Source organism: Bacteroides galacturonicus, from assembly GCF_003096855.1.
Taxonomy (GTDB): Bacteria; Bacillota; Clostridia; order Lachnospirales; family Lachnospiraceae; genus Lachnospira; species Lachnospira rogosae.
In genome coordinates this window covers 146,657-164,400 of the sequence record NZ_QEOA01000002.1, presented here as the reverse complement: position 1 = coordinate 164,400, position 17,744 = coordinate 146,657, and the positions used below count along the sequence as shown (strand labels likewise).

The 17,744-nt window shown below is 34.4% G+C and carries 21 protein-coding genes; 1 reads left to right on the top strand and 20 read right to left on the bottom strand.

From position 1 onward, the window contains the following. Positions 1 to 164: 164 nt before the first annotated feature. On the bottom strand, positions 165 to 1,418 hold the full coding sequence (locus tag C7390_RS00810) for a DEAD/DEAH box helicase (RefSeq protein ID WP_022501767.1): 1,254 nt from the start codon (positions 1,416 to 1,418) through the stop codon (positions 165 to 167). Between the two features lie 65 nt (positions 1,419 to 1,483). Next, a complete protein-coding gene (locus C7390_RS00805) occupies positions 1,484 to 1,969 on the bottom strand; it encodes a LysM peptidoglycan-binding domain-containing protein (protein ID WP_116443411.1) in 486 nt (161 codons plus the stop codon). A 186-nt stretch (positions 1,970 to 2,155) separates the two neighbouring features. Between C7390_RS00805 and lexA the strand changes: the two genes are divergently transcribed. After that, positions 2,156 to 2,776 carry a transcriptional repressor LexA gene (lexA, locus tag C7390_RS00800; RefSeq protein WP_022501765.1) on the top strand — a complete coding sequence of 207 codons (621 nt, stop codon included), beginning with the start codon at positions 2,156 to 2,158 and terminating at the stop codon, positions 2,774 to 2,776. A gap of 190 nt (positions 2,777 to 2,966) precedes the next feature. On the opposite strand, the gene rsfS is transcribed toward lexA, so the two are convergent. The 18 genes from rsfS to C7390_RS00710 form a co-directional block, all read right to left on the bottom strand. Then, positions 2,967 to 3,323, bottom strand: a complete 357-nt coding sequence (gene rsfS, locus C7390_RS00795) for a ribosome silencing factor (RefSeq protein ID WP_318295450.1) — start codon at positions 3,321 to 3,323, stop codon at positions 2,967 to 2,969. A gap of 44 nt (positions 3,324 to 3,367) precedes the next feature. Further along, positions 3,368 to 3,946: a bis(5'-nucleosyl)-tetraphosphatase (symmetrical) YqeK gene (gene yqeK, locus C7390_RS00790; protein WP_055174732.1), complete on the bottom strand. Its 579-nt coding sequence runs from the start codon at positions 3,944 to 3,946 to the stop codon at positions 3,368 to 3,370. A gap of 142 nt (positions 3,947 to 4,088) precedes the next feature. Continuing rightward, positions 4,089 to 4,706: a nicotinate (nicotinamide) nucleotide adenylyltransferase gene (gene nadD, locus C7390_RS00785; RefSeq protein ID WP_055174734.1), complete on the bottom strand. Its 618-nt coding sequence runs from the start codon at positions 4,704 to 4,706 to the stop codon at positions 4,089 to 4,091. 58 nt (positions 4,707 to 4,764) lie between these two features. Beyond that, positions 4,765 to 5,070, bottom strand: a complete 306-nt coding sequence (yhbY, locus tag C7390_RS00780; protein ID WP_022207054.1) for a ribosome assembly RNA-binding protein YhbY — start codon at positions 5,068 to 5,070, stop codon at positions 4,765 to 4,767. Positions 5,071 to 5,187: 117 nt separating this feature from the next. Next, complete coding sequence (gene obgE / locus C7390_RS00775; RefSeq protein ID WP_022501761.1) at positions 5,188 to 6,486, bottom strand: GTPase ObgE; 1,299 nt, start codon at positions 6,484 to 6,486, stop codon at positions 5,188 to 5,190. 237 nt (positions 6,487 to 6,723) lie between these two features. Beyond that, positions 6,724 to 7,014 carry a 50S ribosomal protein L27 gene (gene rpmA, locus C7390_RS00770; protein ID WP_022205379.1) on the bottom strand — a complete coding sequence of 97 codons (291 nt, stop codon included), beginning with the start codon at positions 7,012 to 7,014 and terminating at the stop codon, positions 6,724 to 6,726. Positions 7,015 to 7,018: 4 nt separating this feature from the next. Beyond that, positions 7,019 to 7,348 carry a ribosomal-processing cysteine protease Prp gene (locus C7390_RS00765; RefSeq protein WP_022501760.1) on the bottom strand — a complete coding sequence of 110 codons (330 nt, stop codon included), beginning with the start codon at positions 7,346 to 7,348 and terminating at the stop codon, positions 7,019 to 7,021. Between the two features lie 29 nt (positions 7,349 to 7,377). After that, positions 7,378 to 7,686, bottom strand: coding sequence for a 50S ribosomal protein L21 (gene rplU, locus C7390_RS00760; RefSeq protein WP_022205377.1), 309 nt, complete (start codon positions 7,684 to 7,686; stop codon positions 7,378 to 7,380). A 140-nt stretch (positions 7,687 to 7,826) separates the two neighbouring features. Next, positions 7,827 to 8,408, bottom strand: coding sequence for a phosphatase PAP2 family protein (locus C7390_RS00755; protein ID WP_055174737.1), 582 nt, complete (start codon positions 8,406 to 8,408; stop codon positions 7,827 to 7,829). A 4-nt stretch (positions 8,409 to 8,412) separates the two neighbouring features. Further along, positions 8,413 to 9,645, bottom strand: coding sequence for a ribonuclease E/G (locus C7390_RS00750; RefSeq protein WP_116443410.1), 1,233 nt, complete (start codon positions 9,643 to 9,645; stop codon positions 8,413 to 8,415). A 20-nt stretch (positions 9,646 to 9,665) separates the two neighbouring features. Next, positions 9,666 to 10,754 (bottom strand): 1-(5-phosphoribosyl)-5-[(5-phosphoribosylamino)methylideneamino]imidazole-4-carboxamide isomerase, encoded by a 1,089-nt coding sequence (gene hisA / locus C7390_RS00745; protein WP_022501757.1) that lies wholly within the window; start codon positions 10,752 to 10,754, stop codon positions 9,666 to 9,668. Positions 10,755 to 10,786: 32 nt separating this feature from the next. Next, positions 10,787 to 11,386, bottom strand: coding sequence for an imidazoleglycerol-phosphate dehydratase HisB (hisB, locus tag C7390_RS00740; RefSeq protein ID WP_116443409.1), 600 nt, complete (start codon positions 11,384 to 11,386; stop codon positions 10,787 to 10,789). 90 nt (positions 11,387 to 11,476) lie between these two features. Further along, positions 11,477 to 12,766: a histidinol dehydrogenase gene (gene hisD / locus C7390_RS00735; protein WP_055306602.1), complete on the bottom strand. Its 1,290-nt coding sequence runs from the start codon at positions 12,764 to 12,766 to the stop codon at positions 11,477 to 11,479. 56 nt (positions 12,767 to 12,822) lie between these two features. Continuing rightward, a complete protein-coding gene (gene hisG, locus C7390_RS00730) occupies positions 12,823 to 13,473 on the bottom strand; it encodes an ATP phosphoribosyltransferase (RefSeq protein WP_055306603.1) in 651 nt (216 codons plus the stop codon). A 48-nt stretch (positions 13,474 to 13,521) separates the two neighbouring features. Then, the gene (hisZ, locus tag C7390_RS00725) at positions 13,522 to 14,706 is read right to left on the bottom strand and encodes an ATP phosphoribosyltransferase regulatory subunit (protein ID WP_116443408.1); all 1,185 of its coding nucleotides are present in this window, start codon (positions 14,704 to 14,706) and stop codon (positions 13,522 to 13,524) included. Between the two features lie 118 nt (positions 14,707 to 14,824). Then, a complete protein-coding gene (locus tag C7390_RS00720) occupies positions 14,825 to 16,090 on the bottom strand; it encodes a diguanylate cyclase domain-containing protein (protein WP_116443407.1) in 1,266 nt (421 codons plus the stop codon). A gap of 2 nt (positions 16,091 to 16,092) precedes the next feature. Further along, a complete protein-coding gene (locus C7390_RS00715; protein WP_022501751.1) occupies positions 16,093 to 16,629 on the bottom strand; it encodes a Holliday junction resolvase RecU in 537 nt (178 codons plus the stop codon). Next, the gene (locus C7390_RS00710) at positions 16,587 to 17,741 is read right to left on the bottom strand and encodes an RluA family pseudouridine synthase (RefSeq protein WP_318295447.1); all 1,155 of its coding nucleotides are present in this window, start codon (positions 17,739 to 17,741) and stop codon (positions 16,587 to 16,589) included. Before C7390_RS00710 ends, C7390_RS00715 begins: the two co-directional genes overlap by 43 nt. Positions 17,742 to 17,744 lie beyond the last annotated feature (3 nt).

The window sequence follows — 17,744 nt, the reverse complement described above, 5'->3', positions numbered from 1 at the left end:
AATACAATATAACGCCGATAAACTGAGATTTATCGGCGTTATATGTTTAACTTATACTGCTCTTTTTATAGATTTTTATAGATAATAAAAGCTATTGTTAATTACTGTAGGCATTATACATTATACAACAATAAATATAACAATAGCTTTGAATTATTTATTGATTATTTAGCAACAAGCCTTCCCTGATATAGCTTTTTCTGGAGCATATTAATATGGAATTCTTTCTGGTATTTCTTTATCTTGTTAGTTTCATTCTCGGTTATAATAGATAAAGCCAGTCCCTGATTGCCGTTACGTCCACATCGTCCAACACGGTGTATGTATTCTTTTGATTCCTCAGGCAGATTTACATTAATAACAACATCAATATCATCAATCTGAAGTCCTCTTGCAGCTATATCTGTGGCCAGTAATAACTGGAGCTTTCCTGAGCGGAATTTATCAAGTGTATTACGCTTGGTTGTTGCATCTGCATTGCTTGAAAGGTAACCCACATTATAATTATGATATAAGAGCTTTTGGAGTGATTCTTCAAGGTCATATTTGGTGTTAATAAAGATTATTGCCTTGGAAGGTTTAACCGCCTTAATAAGCTTTCTAAGAGTTTCTATGCGTTCACGTCTGTCTGTTATAACATAGTTATGCTTTATTGTTGAAGGAATTACACTTTCAGAAGCTTTGATAGAATTAATATCAATGTCTATAGGTTTAAATGTAAGGTTGTTAGCTTCTTTGCGTGTCTTCTTATCTATGCTTGCAGAAAAAAGAAGAACTTGAGTATACTTCATAAGTGACTTTCTTATCGAATGAACGTGTTCAATATAAGTCTTTCCAAGAAGCTTGTCAGCTTCATCTAATACGAGTGACTTTACTTCGTGTACCTTAATCTTCTTCATATTGATAAGCTGACATATTCTTGCAGGTGTTCCAATAAGAATTGAAGGCTTAGACTTAAGATTATCAATCTGTCTGTTAATATTACCCTCTCCAGTTACAAACATAGATGTATATGGACAACCCTCATATGAGAATAACTGTTCAGCCTGATGGTTTACCTGGGAAGCAAGTTCACCATTAGGAACAAGGATTATAGCCTGAATATTCTTTGAATGAGTAGGCTTATGTCCATTATAGGTGTTCTTATTATTCACAGTGCTTCCAGCGTTGTTATTCTTAGAGCTAATATCAGCATTGTTATTCTTGAAACTATTATTATTGCCTGTTATATGTGAAATTATAGGGCAAAGATAAGCTAAAGTCTTACCTGTTCCAGTTCCTGAGCATACAATTACATCTTTATTGTTAGATATATGCTTATAAGTCTTAGCCTGTACATCTGTCATATCTGTTATGCCGGACTGAGAAAGTATTGAAACAACATTAGTATCAATATTATCTATATCTTTAAATAACATATTTATATATCTCCATTCTGTATAGTATTATAATATATTATTCTATCAGATTAGATGTTAAAAGTCTAATTGTGTTCAGATGAATAATAATATAATAACAGATGATTACCAGTAATTATAGTATCAGATGTCATATTATTAAGCTGCATAATATTATTAATGTATGTATTACGGTCTTCCAGTCCATTATTATAATCAGCTTCTAATGACCATAATGTATCATCAGAAGTTACTTCTACACTTGTATAATACTTCTTTAAATATGGTCTGGTATCTGTCTCAGAGGCTTTAACCATAATAGAGCCAAGTGTTATTACAGCCAGAATAATTACTGGAATTATAAGCTTTAATAAAATATTATTACATATGCAATATATATTATCAGAATTATTATGCCCTAAGCTGTTATGTTTAATATTGAATATGTTATCACTATTACGCTTATCAATATTGTATTGTCTATTATTAACACTTTCACTATAGTTATTACATTCATTATTATATATATTGATTAAATCTGTATGGCTATGTACTGCTATTGAATTGTTCATAATATTACCTCCAACTGATGCATTTAAAACATATGTTCTTTATATTGGTAATTATAAATTGCGAACAGTTGTTTGTCAATATCAATCGAACATAAATTCAGAAAAAATGTTCTGAAAATACGTTTGCGTTATGGACAGATGTATGTTATTATATTGTATATAGTTATATGATTTGGAGGTAAATATATGGCATATGGCAGAATAACACAGAAACAGTCTGAGATACTTGAATATATAAAGTCACAGATATTGAATAAAGGATATCCACCATCAGTTAGAGATATATGTGCTGCTGTTAATTTAAAGTCAACATCATCAGTACACGCACATCTTGAATCTCTTGAGAAGAATGGTTACATAAGAAGAGATCCAACAAAGTCAAGAACAATAGAGATTATAGATGATAATTTTAATCTTGCCCGCAGAGAGGTAGTTAATGTACCTATTCTTGGCCGTGTAGCTGCCGGAGAGCCTTTACTGGCAGTTGATAATATAACTGGCTACTTCCCTATTCCAGCGGAATTTATGCCTAATGAAGAGTGTTTTATGCTTACTGTTCAGGGTGAAAGTATGATTAATACAGGAATTTACAATGGCGACCACGTTATTGTTAAGAAGTGTAATACTGCTGAGAATTCAGATATTGTTGTAGCACTTATAGATGATTCTGCAACAGTAAAGAGATTTTACAAAGAAGACGGACATATAAGACTTCAGCCAGAGAATGATTTTATGGATCCTATTATAGTTGATGATTGTTCAATAGTCGGTAAGGTTATAGGTCTGATAAGATGGCAGGTTGATTAATTATCTGCACATAATATAGTACATAATACACACTGTATATAGTATCATAATTATAATGTATATAATATCATCAAGCGTAATACACTTGATGATATTATATATACTATAAAAGCTGTAAATTTATGAATGGTTATAGATAAATAATACCGACAATCATAAATTTACAGCTTTTATTTTTGCTTTTTTATTTTTAGAGTGTATCTATATCAACTTCTTTGCCATCTCGCCATAATCTTTCAAGATTATAGAATGAACGGCTTTCTTCATCAAATATGTGAAGTACAACATCATTATAGTCAAGGAGAATCCAAGAAGCATTGTTGTAACCCTCTACCTTAGGGTCATCAAAGCCAGCCTTGTACATCTGCTCTTCAACATTGTCAACCATAGCCTGCACCTGATTGGCATTGCTTCCGTTGGCAATTATGAAATAATCTGCAAGAATAGATATTTCACTTATATCTATTACTTTTACATCATATCCCTTTTTTTCCTTTAATGCTTCTACAGCTACTTTTGCCATCTGTTTTGAAGTATCTTTTATCATAATATTTAGTCCTTTCTGTTATCATTTTCTATTATTATTAAGGTTTATTTGCATTTATAAAATTTATAGGTATCCAGAGTAATGCTGTCAATCGGATTGCCTTTTTTGTTAAGATAATTAATTGTATCATCTAATATCTGTAAAACAGCTTTGTCAATATCAGTAAATGCAAGATATCTGATTGTATCAAGATTAGCCGCTTTGTTGCGATATGGTTCAATATAGTCAGCTACAAATACGATTTTCTCAAGCATAGTCATATCAGGATGTCCGGTCGTGTGCCATTTGATAGCACCAAGTATGTCTTCATCTTTAATACCATATTTTACATCTGCATAAAATGCACCAAGCTTTGAATGTAAAAGATAAGGGCTTTCGTATTCTGACTTAGTTATTTCTATATTATTCTGTTCACATTCGGTTATTTTTTGTTCGTCTGGAACACATTTTGCACAGTCGTGTAACAGGCCGCTTATATACGCTTTCTGCATATCTACACCATATCTTGATGCAAGACAGGCAGATGTATCTGCAACACCAATAGTGTGTCTGAAACGCATTTTATCACTCTTTAAAGCACGTTTAACATCTTTTCTAAGGCTTTCAATATATGAATTATCCATACCATTTATCTCCATTCTAGTACACTAATAAAGAAGTAAAATAATTAAATGGTTTACTATGCATTGATATATAAATATATATTTATATTTATAAATTACCATTTTGCAGCAAAAATCTTTTTGATATTAGTATCTTTTATTTTTAAGCCGTAAAAAATTTTTTATTATACAATCCATTGTCGGCTATATATCCAGCAACCGCATTTCCAACAAACGGCGAAATATTGTGACCTGCCGCCGCTTCATCACGGATAAATGTTGAGCTGAATGGGTAATCATCGCAAGATATTAAGTCTATATGTGCATTATACTTATCTATAAGCCAGTCACGTCTTTTTATAAGCTCATCGAGTGGGTGTTCGTCCCTGTTAGCGGCAAGTATATGACAGTTGGCACATATATAATCAGGCTTATACCATGTATTAAGTGTAAATAATGAGTCTGCACCGATTATAAAGTATATCTTATCATAATCGTCTTTCAGCAGTTTTAATGTATCGGCTGTATAAGTTCTGCCACCACGTTCTATCTCTAATGTTGATAATTCCATATAGTCATAATCTTTAATAGCAAGGCTGACCATATTACAGCGATGTGTGGCAGAAACTATATTGCTGTTGTCCTTATAAGCCGGCGAATATGATGGCATAACAAGAATATATGGTATATTGAATTGTTCGTGTGCCGCTTTGGCAATCGCAATGTGTCCATTGTGGACAGGATTAAATGTACCGCCCATTATTCCAACTATGCCGGACATATAGCCTCCTTAAAAACTCATTATGTTAATTCTGTAATATGATTTATTTAATTTGATATTACTTCTTCTTATTATCCTTAGGAAGTTCAATTTTCTTGTTATCCTTAGACTCTTTATATAATACAATCTTCTTTCCGATAACCTGAACAACCTGTGAGTGTGTTCTCTCAGCTACAATCTGTGCGATTTCCTTAGGATCATCAGCACAGTTCTGAAGAACATTAATCTTTATTAACTCCCTTGCTTCCAATGCCTCGGCTATAGCCTTGGTATTTTCTGGTGTAAGACTATTCTTTCCAAACTGGAATATTGGATCCATAGTCATAGCAAGTCCCTTTAAATATGCACGCTGTTTGCTTGTCATAGTTAATTCCTTTCTTTTATGTGTTTCATTGCATAGTCAGTGATAAGATTATGCAATGAAATATTTATAGTGTCATACATTATTTCTATTAAGTAAGCTCTATAATAATAAAATCTATTAAGCTCTATAATAATCAAATTCAAGATAATCGCCAACCCGTACTGTATCGCCCTCTTCAATTCCAAGTTCTTCAAGTCGGTCGATAGCACCAGAACTCTTCATAAACTTCTGGAAGAAGTTAAAGCCTTTTTCTGACTCAAGGTTAGTGTAACCAAGCATTTTATCAATACGTTCACCTTCAACGATGAATACGCCATTCTCGTCAATATATACATTGTAATTATCATCTGAGTTATCAAGAAGTTCGTCAACATCGAATTCCTTCTCAAATATAACTACATCATCAGGGAAGTTATCAAGAAGCTCTCTTACTGCGTATAAAAGTTCTTTAACGCCCTGTCCGGTTACGGCTGATATTGGGTATACCTTAATGCCTTCCGGCTCAAATGCGGCCTTTATAAGCTCTACAGGGTTAGTTCCTGAGCCGTCATCATATATGGCATCAATCTTATTGGCAGCTATTACCTGAGGCCTTTTAAGAAGATCAGGATTGTAAGCCTCTAATTCTGCATTGATAGCTTTAATATCAGCTATAGGATCTCGTCCCTCAGTAGAAGCTGCATCTACAATATGGATAATAACCTTAGTTCTCTCAATGTGTCTTAAGAACTGGTGTCCAAGACCAACGCCCTCAGAAGCACCCTCTATAAGACCTGGAATATCAGCTATTACAAAGCCCTTACCACCATCTATATCAACAACACCAAGATTAGGGTTAAGTGTTGTGAAATGATAGTTAGCTATCTTTGGACGTGCATTAGTTACTCTTGATAAAAATGTAGATTTACCCACGTTAGGGAAACCAACAAGACCTACATCAGCAATACATTTTAATTCAAGTCTTACCCAGAGCTCTTTAGCTTCCTGTCCCGGCTGTGCATACTGTGGAGCCTGCATTGTAGCTGTGGCATAGTTCATATTACCCTTTCCGCCGCGTCCACCTTTAAGGATAGTTTCTTTCATATTATCGCCTGACATATCAGCAATTACCTTGCCTGATTCGTCATCATATATTACAGTACCTTCAGGAACTTTGATTATAAGGTCTTCTCCGTTCTTTCCAGTACATCTTTTCTTTCCGCCTTCTTCACCGCTCTGTGCGATATACTTGCTATTATGTCTGAAATCACCAAGTGTATTAAGTCCTTTATCTACCTGAAATATGATGTCACCACCGTGTCCACCATTACCGCCATCTGGTCCACCAGCAGGTACATAAAGCTCACGTCTGAAACTTACGTGTCCGTCCCCACCCTTACCAGATTTAATAAATATTCTTACTTTATCTGAAAACATATTAATCTCCATTCTAACGCTGCTAAAAGCCGCTTGTTATATTACATAAATATATAAATAAGCCAATCTGAAATATCATATCTGAAATATCGTATAGCAATATTTGTATTATATATTAAAAGAAATATTGCCTGTTTATAGGTTAAAACAATAATTAGATATTAATTAGTTAATTAATTATCCCCTCTAATTCACAAAAAGCCCCAAATCCGAAGATTTGGAGCTTATAAAAACTAATTAGTTCTCTGAGGCAACAGGATAAACAGAAACCTGCTTCTTATCTCTGCCCTTTCTTTCAAACTTAACAGTTCCATCAACAAGTGCGAATAATGTATCATCGCCACCACGACCAACATTAACACCTGGATGAATCTTTGTTCCACGCTGTCTGTAAAGAATATTACCAGCTAAAACGAACTGTCCATCAGCTCTCTTTGCACCTAATCTCTTAGATTCTGAATCTCTACCATTCTTTGTAGAACCAACACCCTTTTTATGAGCGAAAAACTGAAGGTTCAAATTCAACATAACATTACACCTCCTTGACGGTAATCAATAAGTAATCAGGATTATCAGCAGCCATAGTTCTTAAACCAAGTTCTAAGGCATCTAACAATACCTGTGTTGTATCACTGATATTAGAAGTGACTATGTAATCAATACTAGCCTCCTCATCATCAACCGACATATCATATACGGCATCCGTGAATTGCTCAATCGAATTAATCGTATTGATAGTCAATACAGAAATTGCAGAACAGATAATATCACTACCTTCTTCTGCATAGCCAGCATGTCCTGCTGACTTAAAGCCTACAGTCCTGTTCGTAGCAGACGACTTGTAGATTGTTATATGAGTCATGGATAACACACCTCACATCCGATTAATAATTAAGCATTAATCTTTTCAATCTTAACCTTAGTGAAGAGCTGTCTGTGACCGTTCTTCTTGTGATATCCAGTTTTTCTCTTATACTTATACACGATGACTTTCTTGTCCTTACCTTCTTCAACAACGCTTGCTGTAACTGTTGCTCCTGCTACTGTAGGATCACCAACCTTAGCTTCACCGTTATTAACGAAAAGAACCTGGTCAAATGTAACAGTATCGCCAGCGTTAACACCAAGCTTTTCAACCTTGATTACATCGCCTTCTGAAACTGTGTACTGTTTACCACCTGTTGCAATAATTGCGTACATATGGCACCTCCTAAAATAATTACTCGCCAGTTTTGGAGAGGTAAAATACCTGCTTATGTCCTAACTGAGCGGCACACTAGAATATAATATAGTATCAGTAAACAAATGTCAATAGTCTTAAAAAAATAATTCTAAAAAAATTATAAAATCCACAATCCTATAAATCCGCATATAATTCCACATATAATTCCGGCAATAACATCTTTAATAAAATGCACACCCATAACAACTCTTAATACTGCAAGCACAAGTGTCATAACTAAAAGTATAATACCGACAGGCTGGTATATATATAACCAGCACATTGCAATAATAGTGATTGAGAATATATGTCTGCTTGGCATAGACTCTCCCTCTTTATCTTTTTTTACAATAGGTGTTATATTATATTTTGTATATGGTCTTGGTGAATCAAGACATTTTCTTATAAATGATACAAATATAAATGAAGTTAATGGTGCAAGTATAAGTTTAGCTGTAATAAATACATTAGATGTTTCAACATAACCTGTTGCATCTACGCTTAGAGCAATTGCAGGTGTTGCGATTGTTGATTTGGATCTGGCACATAATACAATAAGAACCATATACGATAATGCAGTAACATACGGAAGCACTTTATATAATAAGAGCAGAATGTTCTTTAGTGCCTTATGCGTATCAAGGTAATTGTATACAGCATTATATCTTTTTTCATAGCCCGTTAAATTATTCTCTGACATAAACTCACTCTCCGGTTTTGATTAATTCTTTTAATGTCTTGCCATTATTCTTTCGTGTCATTTCAACAAGTCCAAGAGGTGTAATATCAACCACATTAGTCTGGATACTTTCTAATCGGGCGTATTCCTTAAGAACTGATAATAATTTATCCCTGCTTTCCTGCTGTGCCATATTAATAAAATCAATAATAATAATTCCAGAAATATTTCTTAAGCGGAGCTGTCTTATAATTTCAATTCCAGCTTCAATATTAGTCTTTAAAATGTTGTTCTCTTTATCAGCTTCTTTTTTTGCTTTTGTAACATTTTTGCCTGAATTGACATCGACAACACTCATAGCCTCTGTCTGTTCGATTATAATGTAGCCTCCGCATTTAAGCCATACTTTTCTGGATAATGCTTCTGATAATGTCTTTTCGACAGAATAAAGCTTATATAGAGGCAGTAATTCATCTTCATATAATCGTAAACTCATATTGCTGTTATCTTTAAAATGTGTATTAAGCAAATCATAATAATATGGAATATCTGTGATGACTTCGATTGTATTATCAGCACTAAGATGCCTGAGTTCGCTTACCATAGGCGGCTCTTTTTCATAAAGCTTAGTGTAAAATGTTCCAAATACAGCATTCTGTATTATATGTTCGTACTGGTCTATAAGAGAGTAAGCCTCATTAAGTACTGTATTAATATCTGCATTAGCGGCACTGCTTCTTATAATTATTCCATAAGAAAATGTACCTGAAGCCTGAAGTTTATCATTAAAAGCTGTAAGATGTTCTTTAATATAGTCCTTTAGAACAGAAGAAGCTTCTATACATACAGAAGCTTTCTTGCATTTGTTAGATATTGACACACCTTTGACATCACTTGACACTACAATATACTGTCCTGATATATCTATCTTGGAAGTCGCTGTAGGAGGCTTTGTCTTATGGACATCATTGCTTACCTGTACTAAAAGCTTATCACCAATGTTGACAGCTTTATTATTCTTTGTATTAAGAAATATATTATTCTTATTATTTTCAAGCTGGTAATAGCATTTAATTTTATTTTCAATTTCAACAAAAGCAGAGCTGATGTTTTTAACAACATTTTCAACTCTGCCAATGTATATATTACCAACCAGGCTGCTTTTGTCTACTATATTAAGACTAAGACAACCGTTGTTGTTATACTTTGAATATATTATATTATCGTTAATCTGTGTAATGATATATTTAATAGTCATATCCTGCTCTCATCTATGAATTATAAATCTCTAAGGTACAGATTACGATAGAAACAGCTTCTGTTGCCAGTGTGGCAGGCTGCACCTATCTGACGTACCTTTGCAAGTATTGTATCATTATCACAGTCAATGTCAAGTGAACTTACATACTGGTAATGACCAGAAGTTTCGCCCTTAATCCATAATTCCTGACGGCTTCTGCTGTAATAAGTCATAACCCCTGTATTAACAGTATGGTTATAGGCTTCTTCGTTCATATATGCAACCATAAGCACTTCATTATTGACATAGTCCTGTACAACTACTGGAATTAAACCATCTGAGTTAAGTTTGAAATCAGAAAATGAAAGGCTTGTATTAAGCTTTTTAGAAGCTTCAATTACAGAACTTCCAGATTCAAACATATCAACAGCGTCTTTAAGGTTAATTCTGTTCTCATATAAGGCTTTTCCTATTATTGCTCCGTGGATACCTGCATCATTGATATTCTTTAAATCCTGCACACAGGACATTCCGCCAGAAGCGATTATATTAATTCCTGTCTTATCAGATAAAAGCTTAGTCTGTTCAATATTAGGACCCTGAAGCATACCATCTTTAGATATATCAGTATAGACAATTGTCTGGACACCCATATCTTTCATAGCCAAAGCTAAAGAAAGAGCAGTCTTGTCACTTACCTTTTCCCAGCCTTCAACGGCTACAAGCCCGTCCTTGGCATCAACACCAACAACAATATGTTCAGGTCCGAATTTATCAATTGCCTGCTTTATGAAATCAGGATTTTCAACTGCCTTAGTACCAATAATTACACGGTATACACCAAGGTCGAGAACTTCTTTAATATTCTCAAGTGTTCTTACTCCACCGCCCATCTGGACAGGTATATTGACACTTGATACTATCTTTCTGATTGTGTCAGCATTTACGCCACGCCCCTTTAATGCACCATCCAAGTCAACAGTATGTATGAATTTAGCGCCGTCCTGTTCAAAGCCCCTGGCTATTTCATAAGGCTTATCTGAATATACTGTTACATCATTAAAAAGACCTTTTTTTAATCTTACACACTGTCCGTCTTTAATATCAATAGCTGGGTATAATCTCATTGTATGCTCCAATCTTTACTTAATATTTATATTTACAGGCTTCCCTTTGTAGATAATACTGATTTAATTCTTGCATCTTTCATACAAGCTTCATCTAAAGCCTTGGCAAATGCCTTGAACATTCCCTCAATAATGTGGTGGTCATTCTCACCGGTTATCTTTCTTATATGAAGGTTCATTCCTGCACTGTATGATATGGCATAGAAGAATTCTTTAACCATCTGTGTATCAAAATATCCAACCATATCGGAAGTGAATTGTGACTCAAATACAAGATATGGTCTTCCTGATAAATCAATCGCACATAATATAAGTGCTTCATCCATAGGAAGTATAATATCACCGTATCTTCTTATGGACTTCTTATCACCAAGAGCTTTTTTAACAGCTTCTCCAAGCACGATACCAACATCTTCAATAGTATGGTGGCAGTCAACGATTAAGTCGCCTGTAACTTTTAAGTTAAGGTCGAACATACCATGCTTTGCGAAGCTTTTTAGCATATGGTCAAAAAAGCCTATTCCTGTATCTACCTGTGCATTGCCCTCTCCGTCTAGGCACAGAAAAAGCTTTATATCTGTCTCACTTGTCTTTCTATGAATTGTTGCCTGTCTTGCCTGCATATTTGACATATATACGTCCTCGATTCTGATATAATTATATATTAAAGATGTCAGGGCAAAAAAGATATCCTACCCATAACATCACATATAATGTCCGATTTATTCAAAACGAACTTTTATTGAATTAGCGTGTGCAGTAAGATGTTCTGCTGACGCAAAGTTCTCAATATCATTATGTATAGCTTCAAGAGCTTCCCTTGAATAAGATATTATGCTTGATTTCTTAATAAAGTCATCAACACTTAATGCTGAGAAGAATTTAGCTGTACCATTAGTAGGAAGTACATGGTTAGGACCAGCAAAGTAATCTCCAAGAGGCTCTGAGCTGTATTCTCCAAGGAATATTGCACCTGCATTCTTAATCTTAGTCATTACATTAAATGGATCTTTAGTTACAATCTCAAGATGTTCTGATGCTATATCGTTGGCAACTGAAACAGCTTCATTGATATCGTCTACAAGAAGAATATAACCATAGTTATCAAGTGATTTAGATATAATCTCACTTCTTGATAGTTCCTTTAAGAAGCCGTCAATCTCAGCAGATACTTTATTGGCAAGCTCACTGCTTGTTGTAATAAGGATTGCTGATGCCATCTCATCGTGTTCAGCCTGAGATAAAAGATCTGCGGCTACATATCTTGGGTTAGCTGTCTCATCAGCAATTACAAGAATTTCACTAGGACCTGCAACAGAGTCTATACTTACATAACCAAACACAGCTTTTTTAGCAAGGGCAACATAGATATTACCCGGACCGCATATTTTATCAACTTTTGGAATAGACTCTGTACCATAAGCCATAGCTGCAATTGCCTGAGCACCGCCTGCCTTGTATACAACATCAACGCCAGCCTCATTAGCTGCTACAAGTGTTGTAGGATATACCTTTCCTTCGTGGTCTGGAGGTGTACACATAATAATCTGTTCAACACCTGCAACTTTAGCAGGTACTACATTCATAAGAACTGATGATGGATAAGCAGCTTTTCCGCCAGGTACATATACACCAGCTCTTGCTAATGGAGTTACTTTCTGTCCAAGAATAGTTCCGTCCGGCTTAGAGTCAAACCAGCTGTACTGCTTCTGCTTTTCGTGGTATTCCTTAATATTCCTAAGAGATTTTCTTATTACATCAACTAAAGCTGGGTCAACCTTTGTGTAAGCTTCCTCAATCTCCTCTTTAGTTACAACGATATTAGAAGCATTAATGTCAGCCTTATCAAAGTCTTTAGTATACTTAAAAAGAGCCTCGTCTTTGTTAGTTCTTACATTTAAAAGAATATCATTAACGGCTGCTTCAAACTTTCCGTAGCTGTTAGGACTTCTTTTTAATAAATCCTCAAGGATATTATTCTTAGTTTCATCTGTTAATTTAACTATTCTCATATAGTCCTCCATCCCATTCGTTGAATGTATATTTTATTATTTAATATAAACAATTATTAGTGATTATTGTTCTCAAGGTAATTCTTTATATCATTAATAAGCTTTGTAATTCTTTCGTTCTCCATTTTCATACTTACCTGGTTAACAACAATACGTGCTGATAATGGGCATACTTCTTCAAGAACTTCAAGACCATTTTCCCTAAGTGTTGCACCAGTCTCTACAATATCAACAATAACTTCTGAAAGTCCTACAATAGGTGCCAGCTCAACTGAACCGTTAAGCTTTATGATTTCTACTGTCTGGTGCTTCTTGTTATAGAAATAGTCTTTGGCGATATTAGGATACTTGGAAGCAACTCTTATAAGTTCGTGGTGCTGTAATTTTTCCCTGGCTGAGGCTGGACCACATACACACATTTTACATTGCCCGATTTTAAGGTCATATACTTCATATAATGAACGTCCCTCCTCAAGCAGTGTATCCTTGCCTACAATGCCAATATCAGCCGCACCATATTCTACATATGTTGGAACATCTGAAGGCTTTGCAAGGAAAAATCTTATACCTAACTCTTCATTAGTGAATATTAACTTTCTTGTGTTCTCGTCTTTCATCTCATCACAAGTTACACCGATATGTTCAAATATCTCAAGTGCTTTTTTAGCTAAACGGCCTTTAGCCAGTGCAATAGTTATGTATCTCATACTAATCTCCATTCTTGTTCTTTATAGAGCAGATTAAATCTGTGCATGTTAAATATAAACAACATCTGAAAGCTGTGAAGCCTTTGCATATTCAATATACTGGCTTTCAGACTTATTATCATTCTTTCTTATCATACATACATTAATGCCGTCTTTTCTTAATTCATTAGCACGTTTGACAGCATCCTGAAGCTTATCCCCACTGTATACAAGAAGCACACCGCTGTATTCAACTTCAATCTCTATATTCTGTCTGTTAATTGCAGCCATAAGTCTGTCAATTATAAGAGAGAAACCAATAGAAGCCTTGTCACAGCCGAACTGTCCAAGAAGCTTGTCATATCGTCCACCACTTGCAATTGGTTCGCCCGTTCCAAATGTAAATGCGTGAAATATAATTCCTGTATAATATGTATGGTTACTTAATTCACCAAGGTCAAAGGATACATACTTATCGTAGCCATTAATCTTAAGAAGCTCATAAAGATTGGTAAGTCTGTCAACAGCCTCGATGCATTCTGGAATATTAGTAAGGCTTCTGGCTTTATCAAGCACCTCTGCCTGTCCAAAAAGCTGTGGAAGTTCTAATAATACCTTAGCTGTATTCTTATCAATATTAAGATTATTAAGAATTTCTTCTACACCGATATAATTCTTCTCATTAATAAGATTAAGAAGTTCTTCGTAGGTATCTCCTTTAATTCCTGCATCTTTTAATAATCCGTTAAAGAAGGCTACATTGCCGAGCTCTACCTGAAACTCAGTAAGCCCAGCATTCTTCATACAGTCAATTACCATACAGATTATTTCGTAATCCGCATCAATTGAAGCATCATCTATTAATTCAGCACCGATAACTGTATTCTCTTTTAATCTGCCCTGATAATACTTGCTGACATTAATAAATGTATTGCTGACATAGCAGAGTTTAATAGGAAGAATATGATCCTCAAAGTATTTAGCTGCTGCCCTTGCTATAGAAGGTGTCATATCAGGTCTTAACACAAGAGTATTGCCATATCTGTCGAATAACTTGAACATTTCATTAGAAGGTACGCTGCCTCGTTCTTTGCTAAATACATCAAAATATTCAATAGATGGTGTCTGTATATCGTTATATCCGTAAAGACGGCATACATCGTGGAGCTTGTTTTCTATTATTTTCTTTTCAACACATTCAGTGCTGTATATATCGCGTACACCTTCAGGTGTATGAAGCAGATCTTTTTTCATAATCATCCTCGATTCGTGTAAATTTATATCAGCATCACTTTACTAAAGTAACGTGATAATATGTTAAAGAGATTATACATAATGACTTTTAGGCTGTCAAGCCTGATTGTATACAATATTATAGTTCTCCGTGAATATCTTCCTTGTAGATTATATATCTGTTACCGCCCTTTGATATAGCAATGTCTGTGGCTTTTATTAGTTTATCAGTTATAACCTTAAAATCTGTTCCGTTATCAGGATATCGTCCAATTCCTATAGAGAATAACGGCATAAATGAGACATCAAATGCTTTACATTCCCATATAATACGCGACCTCATATATTCGATAAATGCCCTTAGCTCTGATTCATTATAAAGATCTTTAACTATAACAACATATTCTGTTTCATTATCAGGATTACCTGCTACACCACGGTATTCTACAACCTTTAATAATGTTTCTTTGATTATGTCAAGAATTGTATTATAAGCCTTTTTGCCATGGGTATCCTTGTATTCAGCAATATTATCAATATGAACCTTGATAAATGCAAATCTATAATTTTTATTATAAGAAATATTGTTAAGCGTATATTTCTCAAGTCCCTCACGTCCAAGCATTTTATTACAGTCTTCATAATCATATGTAGTCTTTGAGAATACATTATTGGCATCTGGAAGCTTAAGTGTTCCAACTGAACGTATTGGTTTTCTTTGTGAGTATATTGTTGAGCCATTTATATATGAACCGGTAGGCTTTAATCCATCACCATAATTAACATTTATACTAAAATGGTGCTCGTACACACTCTTAGCATTTTTTATATTATTAAAATATGCAGTATATTCTTTTATTGACTCATCTGGTATAAGTCCTTTTTTTAGAATTCTTTCATATACATCATCAATAGTTGAAGATATTACAGCTATGGCATCGTCATTAACATAATTATATATGGTAAATAAATCTTTATCATATTCATAGGTGTAGACTAATTTATCATTTATTGATAGCACTCTCCTATATATTCCTATATCTTCATTAAGATGATTAGTATGATTTTTAAGACCAATGACATCAGATATATTAAGTTCAAGGTATTCTTTCTTGTGGTTATTGGACATATAAAGTCTTTTTATATCCATAAGAACCCATCTGTATGAGTTATCAACTCTTTTCATACGCAGAACCATACTTTTACTTTGCCCAATACGCAGGTTATTAGACACATTAATAAAATCATCAATATCTACCTGATGAATCGCATCAGAGATTGCTGCCTTTCGCACAGCACCAAGAAATTTGTACATTTTCTCGTTAGCTGTGATAATCGAAAAATCCGTGTCAATAAGTGCATATCCATTGACTAATTCATAATTGTCAAGATAATTATGTTTCATAATTACTGCTCCCGTCTGTCTAAGTCTTTTTGAATCGTTTCTAGATAGTGAATCATAATTCCTTTGCCAGAATTGATTCTAAAGCTTTTATCAATCTCATCATAAGTAAAACTTTTTCTTTCACCAGCTTTAGCTCTTTCCCAAAACTTTATTATATCAGAAAATGGCAAATAATAGAACTCATCTCTTGCTGAAAAAAATAATATTATAAAAGCAATTCCGTCCTGCCTTTCAAATTCTTTCATAAATTCAACCTGATGTTCGTGTATATTATGTATTGGAAATGTATCTGCAGCACATTCCTTAGCATCAAAACATACAGGTATTCCCTGTATAACACCTATATAATCAACAGTACTCTTCTGTTCAAAGTACGCAAGTGTAATCTGTCTTGTCTCCTGATTAATCTTAATAGGCGTTATAGGTGTTGGTATCTTCTGTATAAGTCCTAAATGGTTCAGAAGATATTTCTCATTGGTCATATTAATATATTCTTCTAATGAAGAGCCTCTAAGACCTCTTGAATTCCAGGCTGCCATATATTTTCTCCTTTTAATACATTTAAAAATATATCTGGAATATCCGTATGTATATGGATATCCATATCAGGTATATTAAGCTCATAAGAATGTAATAACTGGCTTTTACAATTGTATTTGTCAGTGAACCTTCTGTTAAAAGAAGCTTTTCCGTACTTATAATCACCTGCCAGCGGATGATTGATACTTGCAAGGTGGGCACGTATCTGGTGGCTTCGTCCGGTTATAAGATGAACCTTTAGAAGCGTGGCATTATCAGAATATGCAACAGGGATATATTCCGTTTCGATTTGAAGATATTCACTTGTATCCCTGCCCTTTGGCAGCGTCTGGCATATTGTAACTTTGTTAAGCTTTTTATCCTTGTAAAGATAGCCTTTAATCAGTTGTCTTTTATCAATCTTTCCAGCCACGATACATATATAATATTTGGTAAGTGTTCTTTCCTTAAAATGTGATGAAAGCTCCTGCAAGCCTTTCATCGTCTTACCTGCCGCAATTATGCCGCTTGTATTTCTGTCAAGGCGGTTGCATATTGACGGCGTGAACATAGCAAGGTCTTCATATGTAAGAGAATTATTATGAAGCAGGTATGCTGTTATATATTCTACTAAAGAGCAGTCATTTTTATCAGCCTTTTGTGACAGCATACCGACAGGCTTATTAATAAACAGGACATTCTCATCTTCATACACAATATCAAGCGGTCTGTATATTTTTTCATAATCAACAGAAAGACCTTTTTTAGAAGCTGTGTAGGAATATTTATCAGCCGTGCTGTCTGTATGTTTGCCATCTGTTCTTACAGCAGGTTCATTAGCAGTGTTATCAGCAGCTTTGTCTGTCATATTATTGGTCTGTCTGCTGCCAGCATTAGATATGCAGCTTTTGCCTTCACTGAACTTATTAAGTGTTTCATCAGAAAAAAATATTTTGACAGAGTCGCCTGATTGTAATTTCTCGCTTCCGTCAGCCTTCTTGTCATTAAGTGTAATATTCTTTTTTCTAAGCATTTTATATATAAAGCTTTTACTTGCGGCAGACAGATACTTTGAAAGATACTTATCAAGCCTCTGGTTGTCGCCTAATTTATCTATTATTAATTCTTTCATTCA

What these genes read in the sequence shown, in the direction of transcription:
- rpmA (WP_022205379.1), bottom strand. Translation starts at nt 7,014, where the DNA reads ATGTTGAATTTGAACCTTCAGTTTTTCGCTCATAAAAAGGGTGTTGGT.
- lexA (WP_022501765.1), top strand. Translation starts at nt 2,156, where the DNA reads ATGGCATATGGCAGAATAACACAGAAACAGTCTGAGATACTTGAATAT.
- nadD (WP_055174734.1), bottom strand. Translation starts at nt 4,706, where the DNA reads ATGTCCGGCATAGTTGGAATAATGGGCGGTACATTTAATCCTGTCCAC.
- C7390_RS00710 (WP_318295447.1), bottom strand. Translation starts at nt 17,741, where the DNA reads ATGAAAGAATTAATAATAGATAAATTAGGCGACAACCAGAGGCTTGAT.
- C7390_RS00765 (WP_022501760.1), bottom strand. Translation starts at nt 7,348, where the DNA reads ATGACTCATATAACAATCTACAAGTCGTCTGCTACGAACAGGACTGTA.
- hisZ (WP_116443408.1), bottom strand. Translation starts at nt 14,706, where the DNA reads ATGAAAAAAGATCTGCTTCATACACCTGAAGGTGTACGCGATATATAC.
- obgE (WP_022501761.1), bottom strand. Translation starts at nt 6,486, where the DNA reads ATGTTTTCAGATAAAGTAAGAATATTTATTAAATCTGGTAAGGGTGGG.
- hisB (WP_116443409.1), bottom strand. Translation starts at nt 11,386, where the DNA reads ATGTCAAATATGCAGGCAAGACAGGCAACAATTCATAGAAAGACAAGT.
- hisD (WP_055306602.1), bottom strand. Translation starts at nt 12,766, where the DNA reads ATGAGAATAGTTAAATTAACAGATGAAACTAAGAATAATATCCTTGAG.
- yqeK (WP_055174732.1), bottom strand. Translation starts at nt 3,946, where the DNA reads ATGGATAATTCATATATTGAAAGCCTTAGAAAAGATGTTAAACGTGCT.
- C7390_RS00715 (WP_022501751.1), bottom strand. Translation starts at nt 16,629, where the DNA reads ATGGCAGCCTGGAATTCAAGAGGTCTTAGAGGCTCTTCATTAGAAGAA.
- rsfS (WP_318295450.1), bottom strand. Translation starts at nt 3,323, where the DNA reads ATGATAAAAGATACTTCAAAACAGATGGCAAAAGTAGCTGTAGAAGCA.
- hisG (WP_055306603.1), bottom strand. Translation starts at nt 13,473, where the DNA reads ATGAGATACATAACTATTGCACTGGCTAAAGGCCGTTTAGCTAAAAAA.
- C7390_RS00720 (WP_116443407.1), bottom strand. Translation starts at nt 16,090, where the DNA reads ATGAAACATAATTATCTTGACAATTATGAATTAGTCAATGGATATGCA.
- C7390_RS00750 (WP_116443410.1), bottom strand. Translation starts at nt 9,645, where the DNA reads ATGACTATTAAATATATCATTACACAGATTAACGATAATATAATATAT.
- rplU (WP_022205377.1), bottom strand. Translation starts at nt 7,686, where the DNA reads ATGTACGCAATTATTGCAACAGGTGGTAAACAGTACACAGTTTCAGAA.
- C7390_RS00810 (WP_022501767.1), bottom strand. Translation starts at nt 1,418, where the DNA reads ATGTTATTTAAAGATATAGATAATATTGATACTAATGTTGTTTCAATA.
- C7390_RS00805 (WP_116443411.1), bottom strand. Translation starts at nt 1,969, where the DNA reads ATGAACAATTCAATAGCAGTACATAGCCATACAGATTTAATCAATATA.
- hisA (WP_022501757.1), bottom strand. Translation starts at nt 10,754, where the DNA reads ATGAGATTATACCCAGCTATTGATATTAAAGACGGACAGTGTGTAAGA.
- yhbY (WP_022207054.1), bottom strand. Translation starts at nt 5,070, where the DNA reads ATGACAAGCAAACAGCGTGCATATTTAAAGGGACTTGCTATGACTATG.
- C7390_RS00755 (WP_055174737.1), bottom strand. Translation starts at nt 8,408, where the DNA reads ATGTCAGAGAATAATTTAACGGGCTATGAAAAAAGATATAATGCTGTA.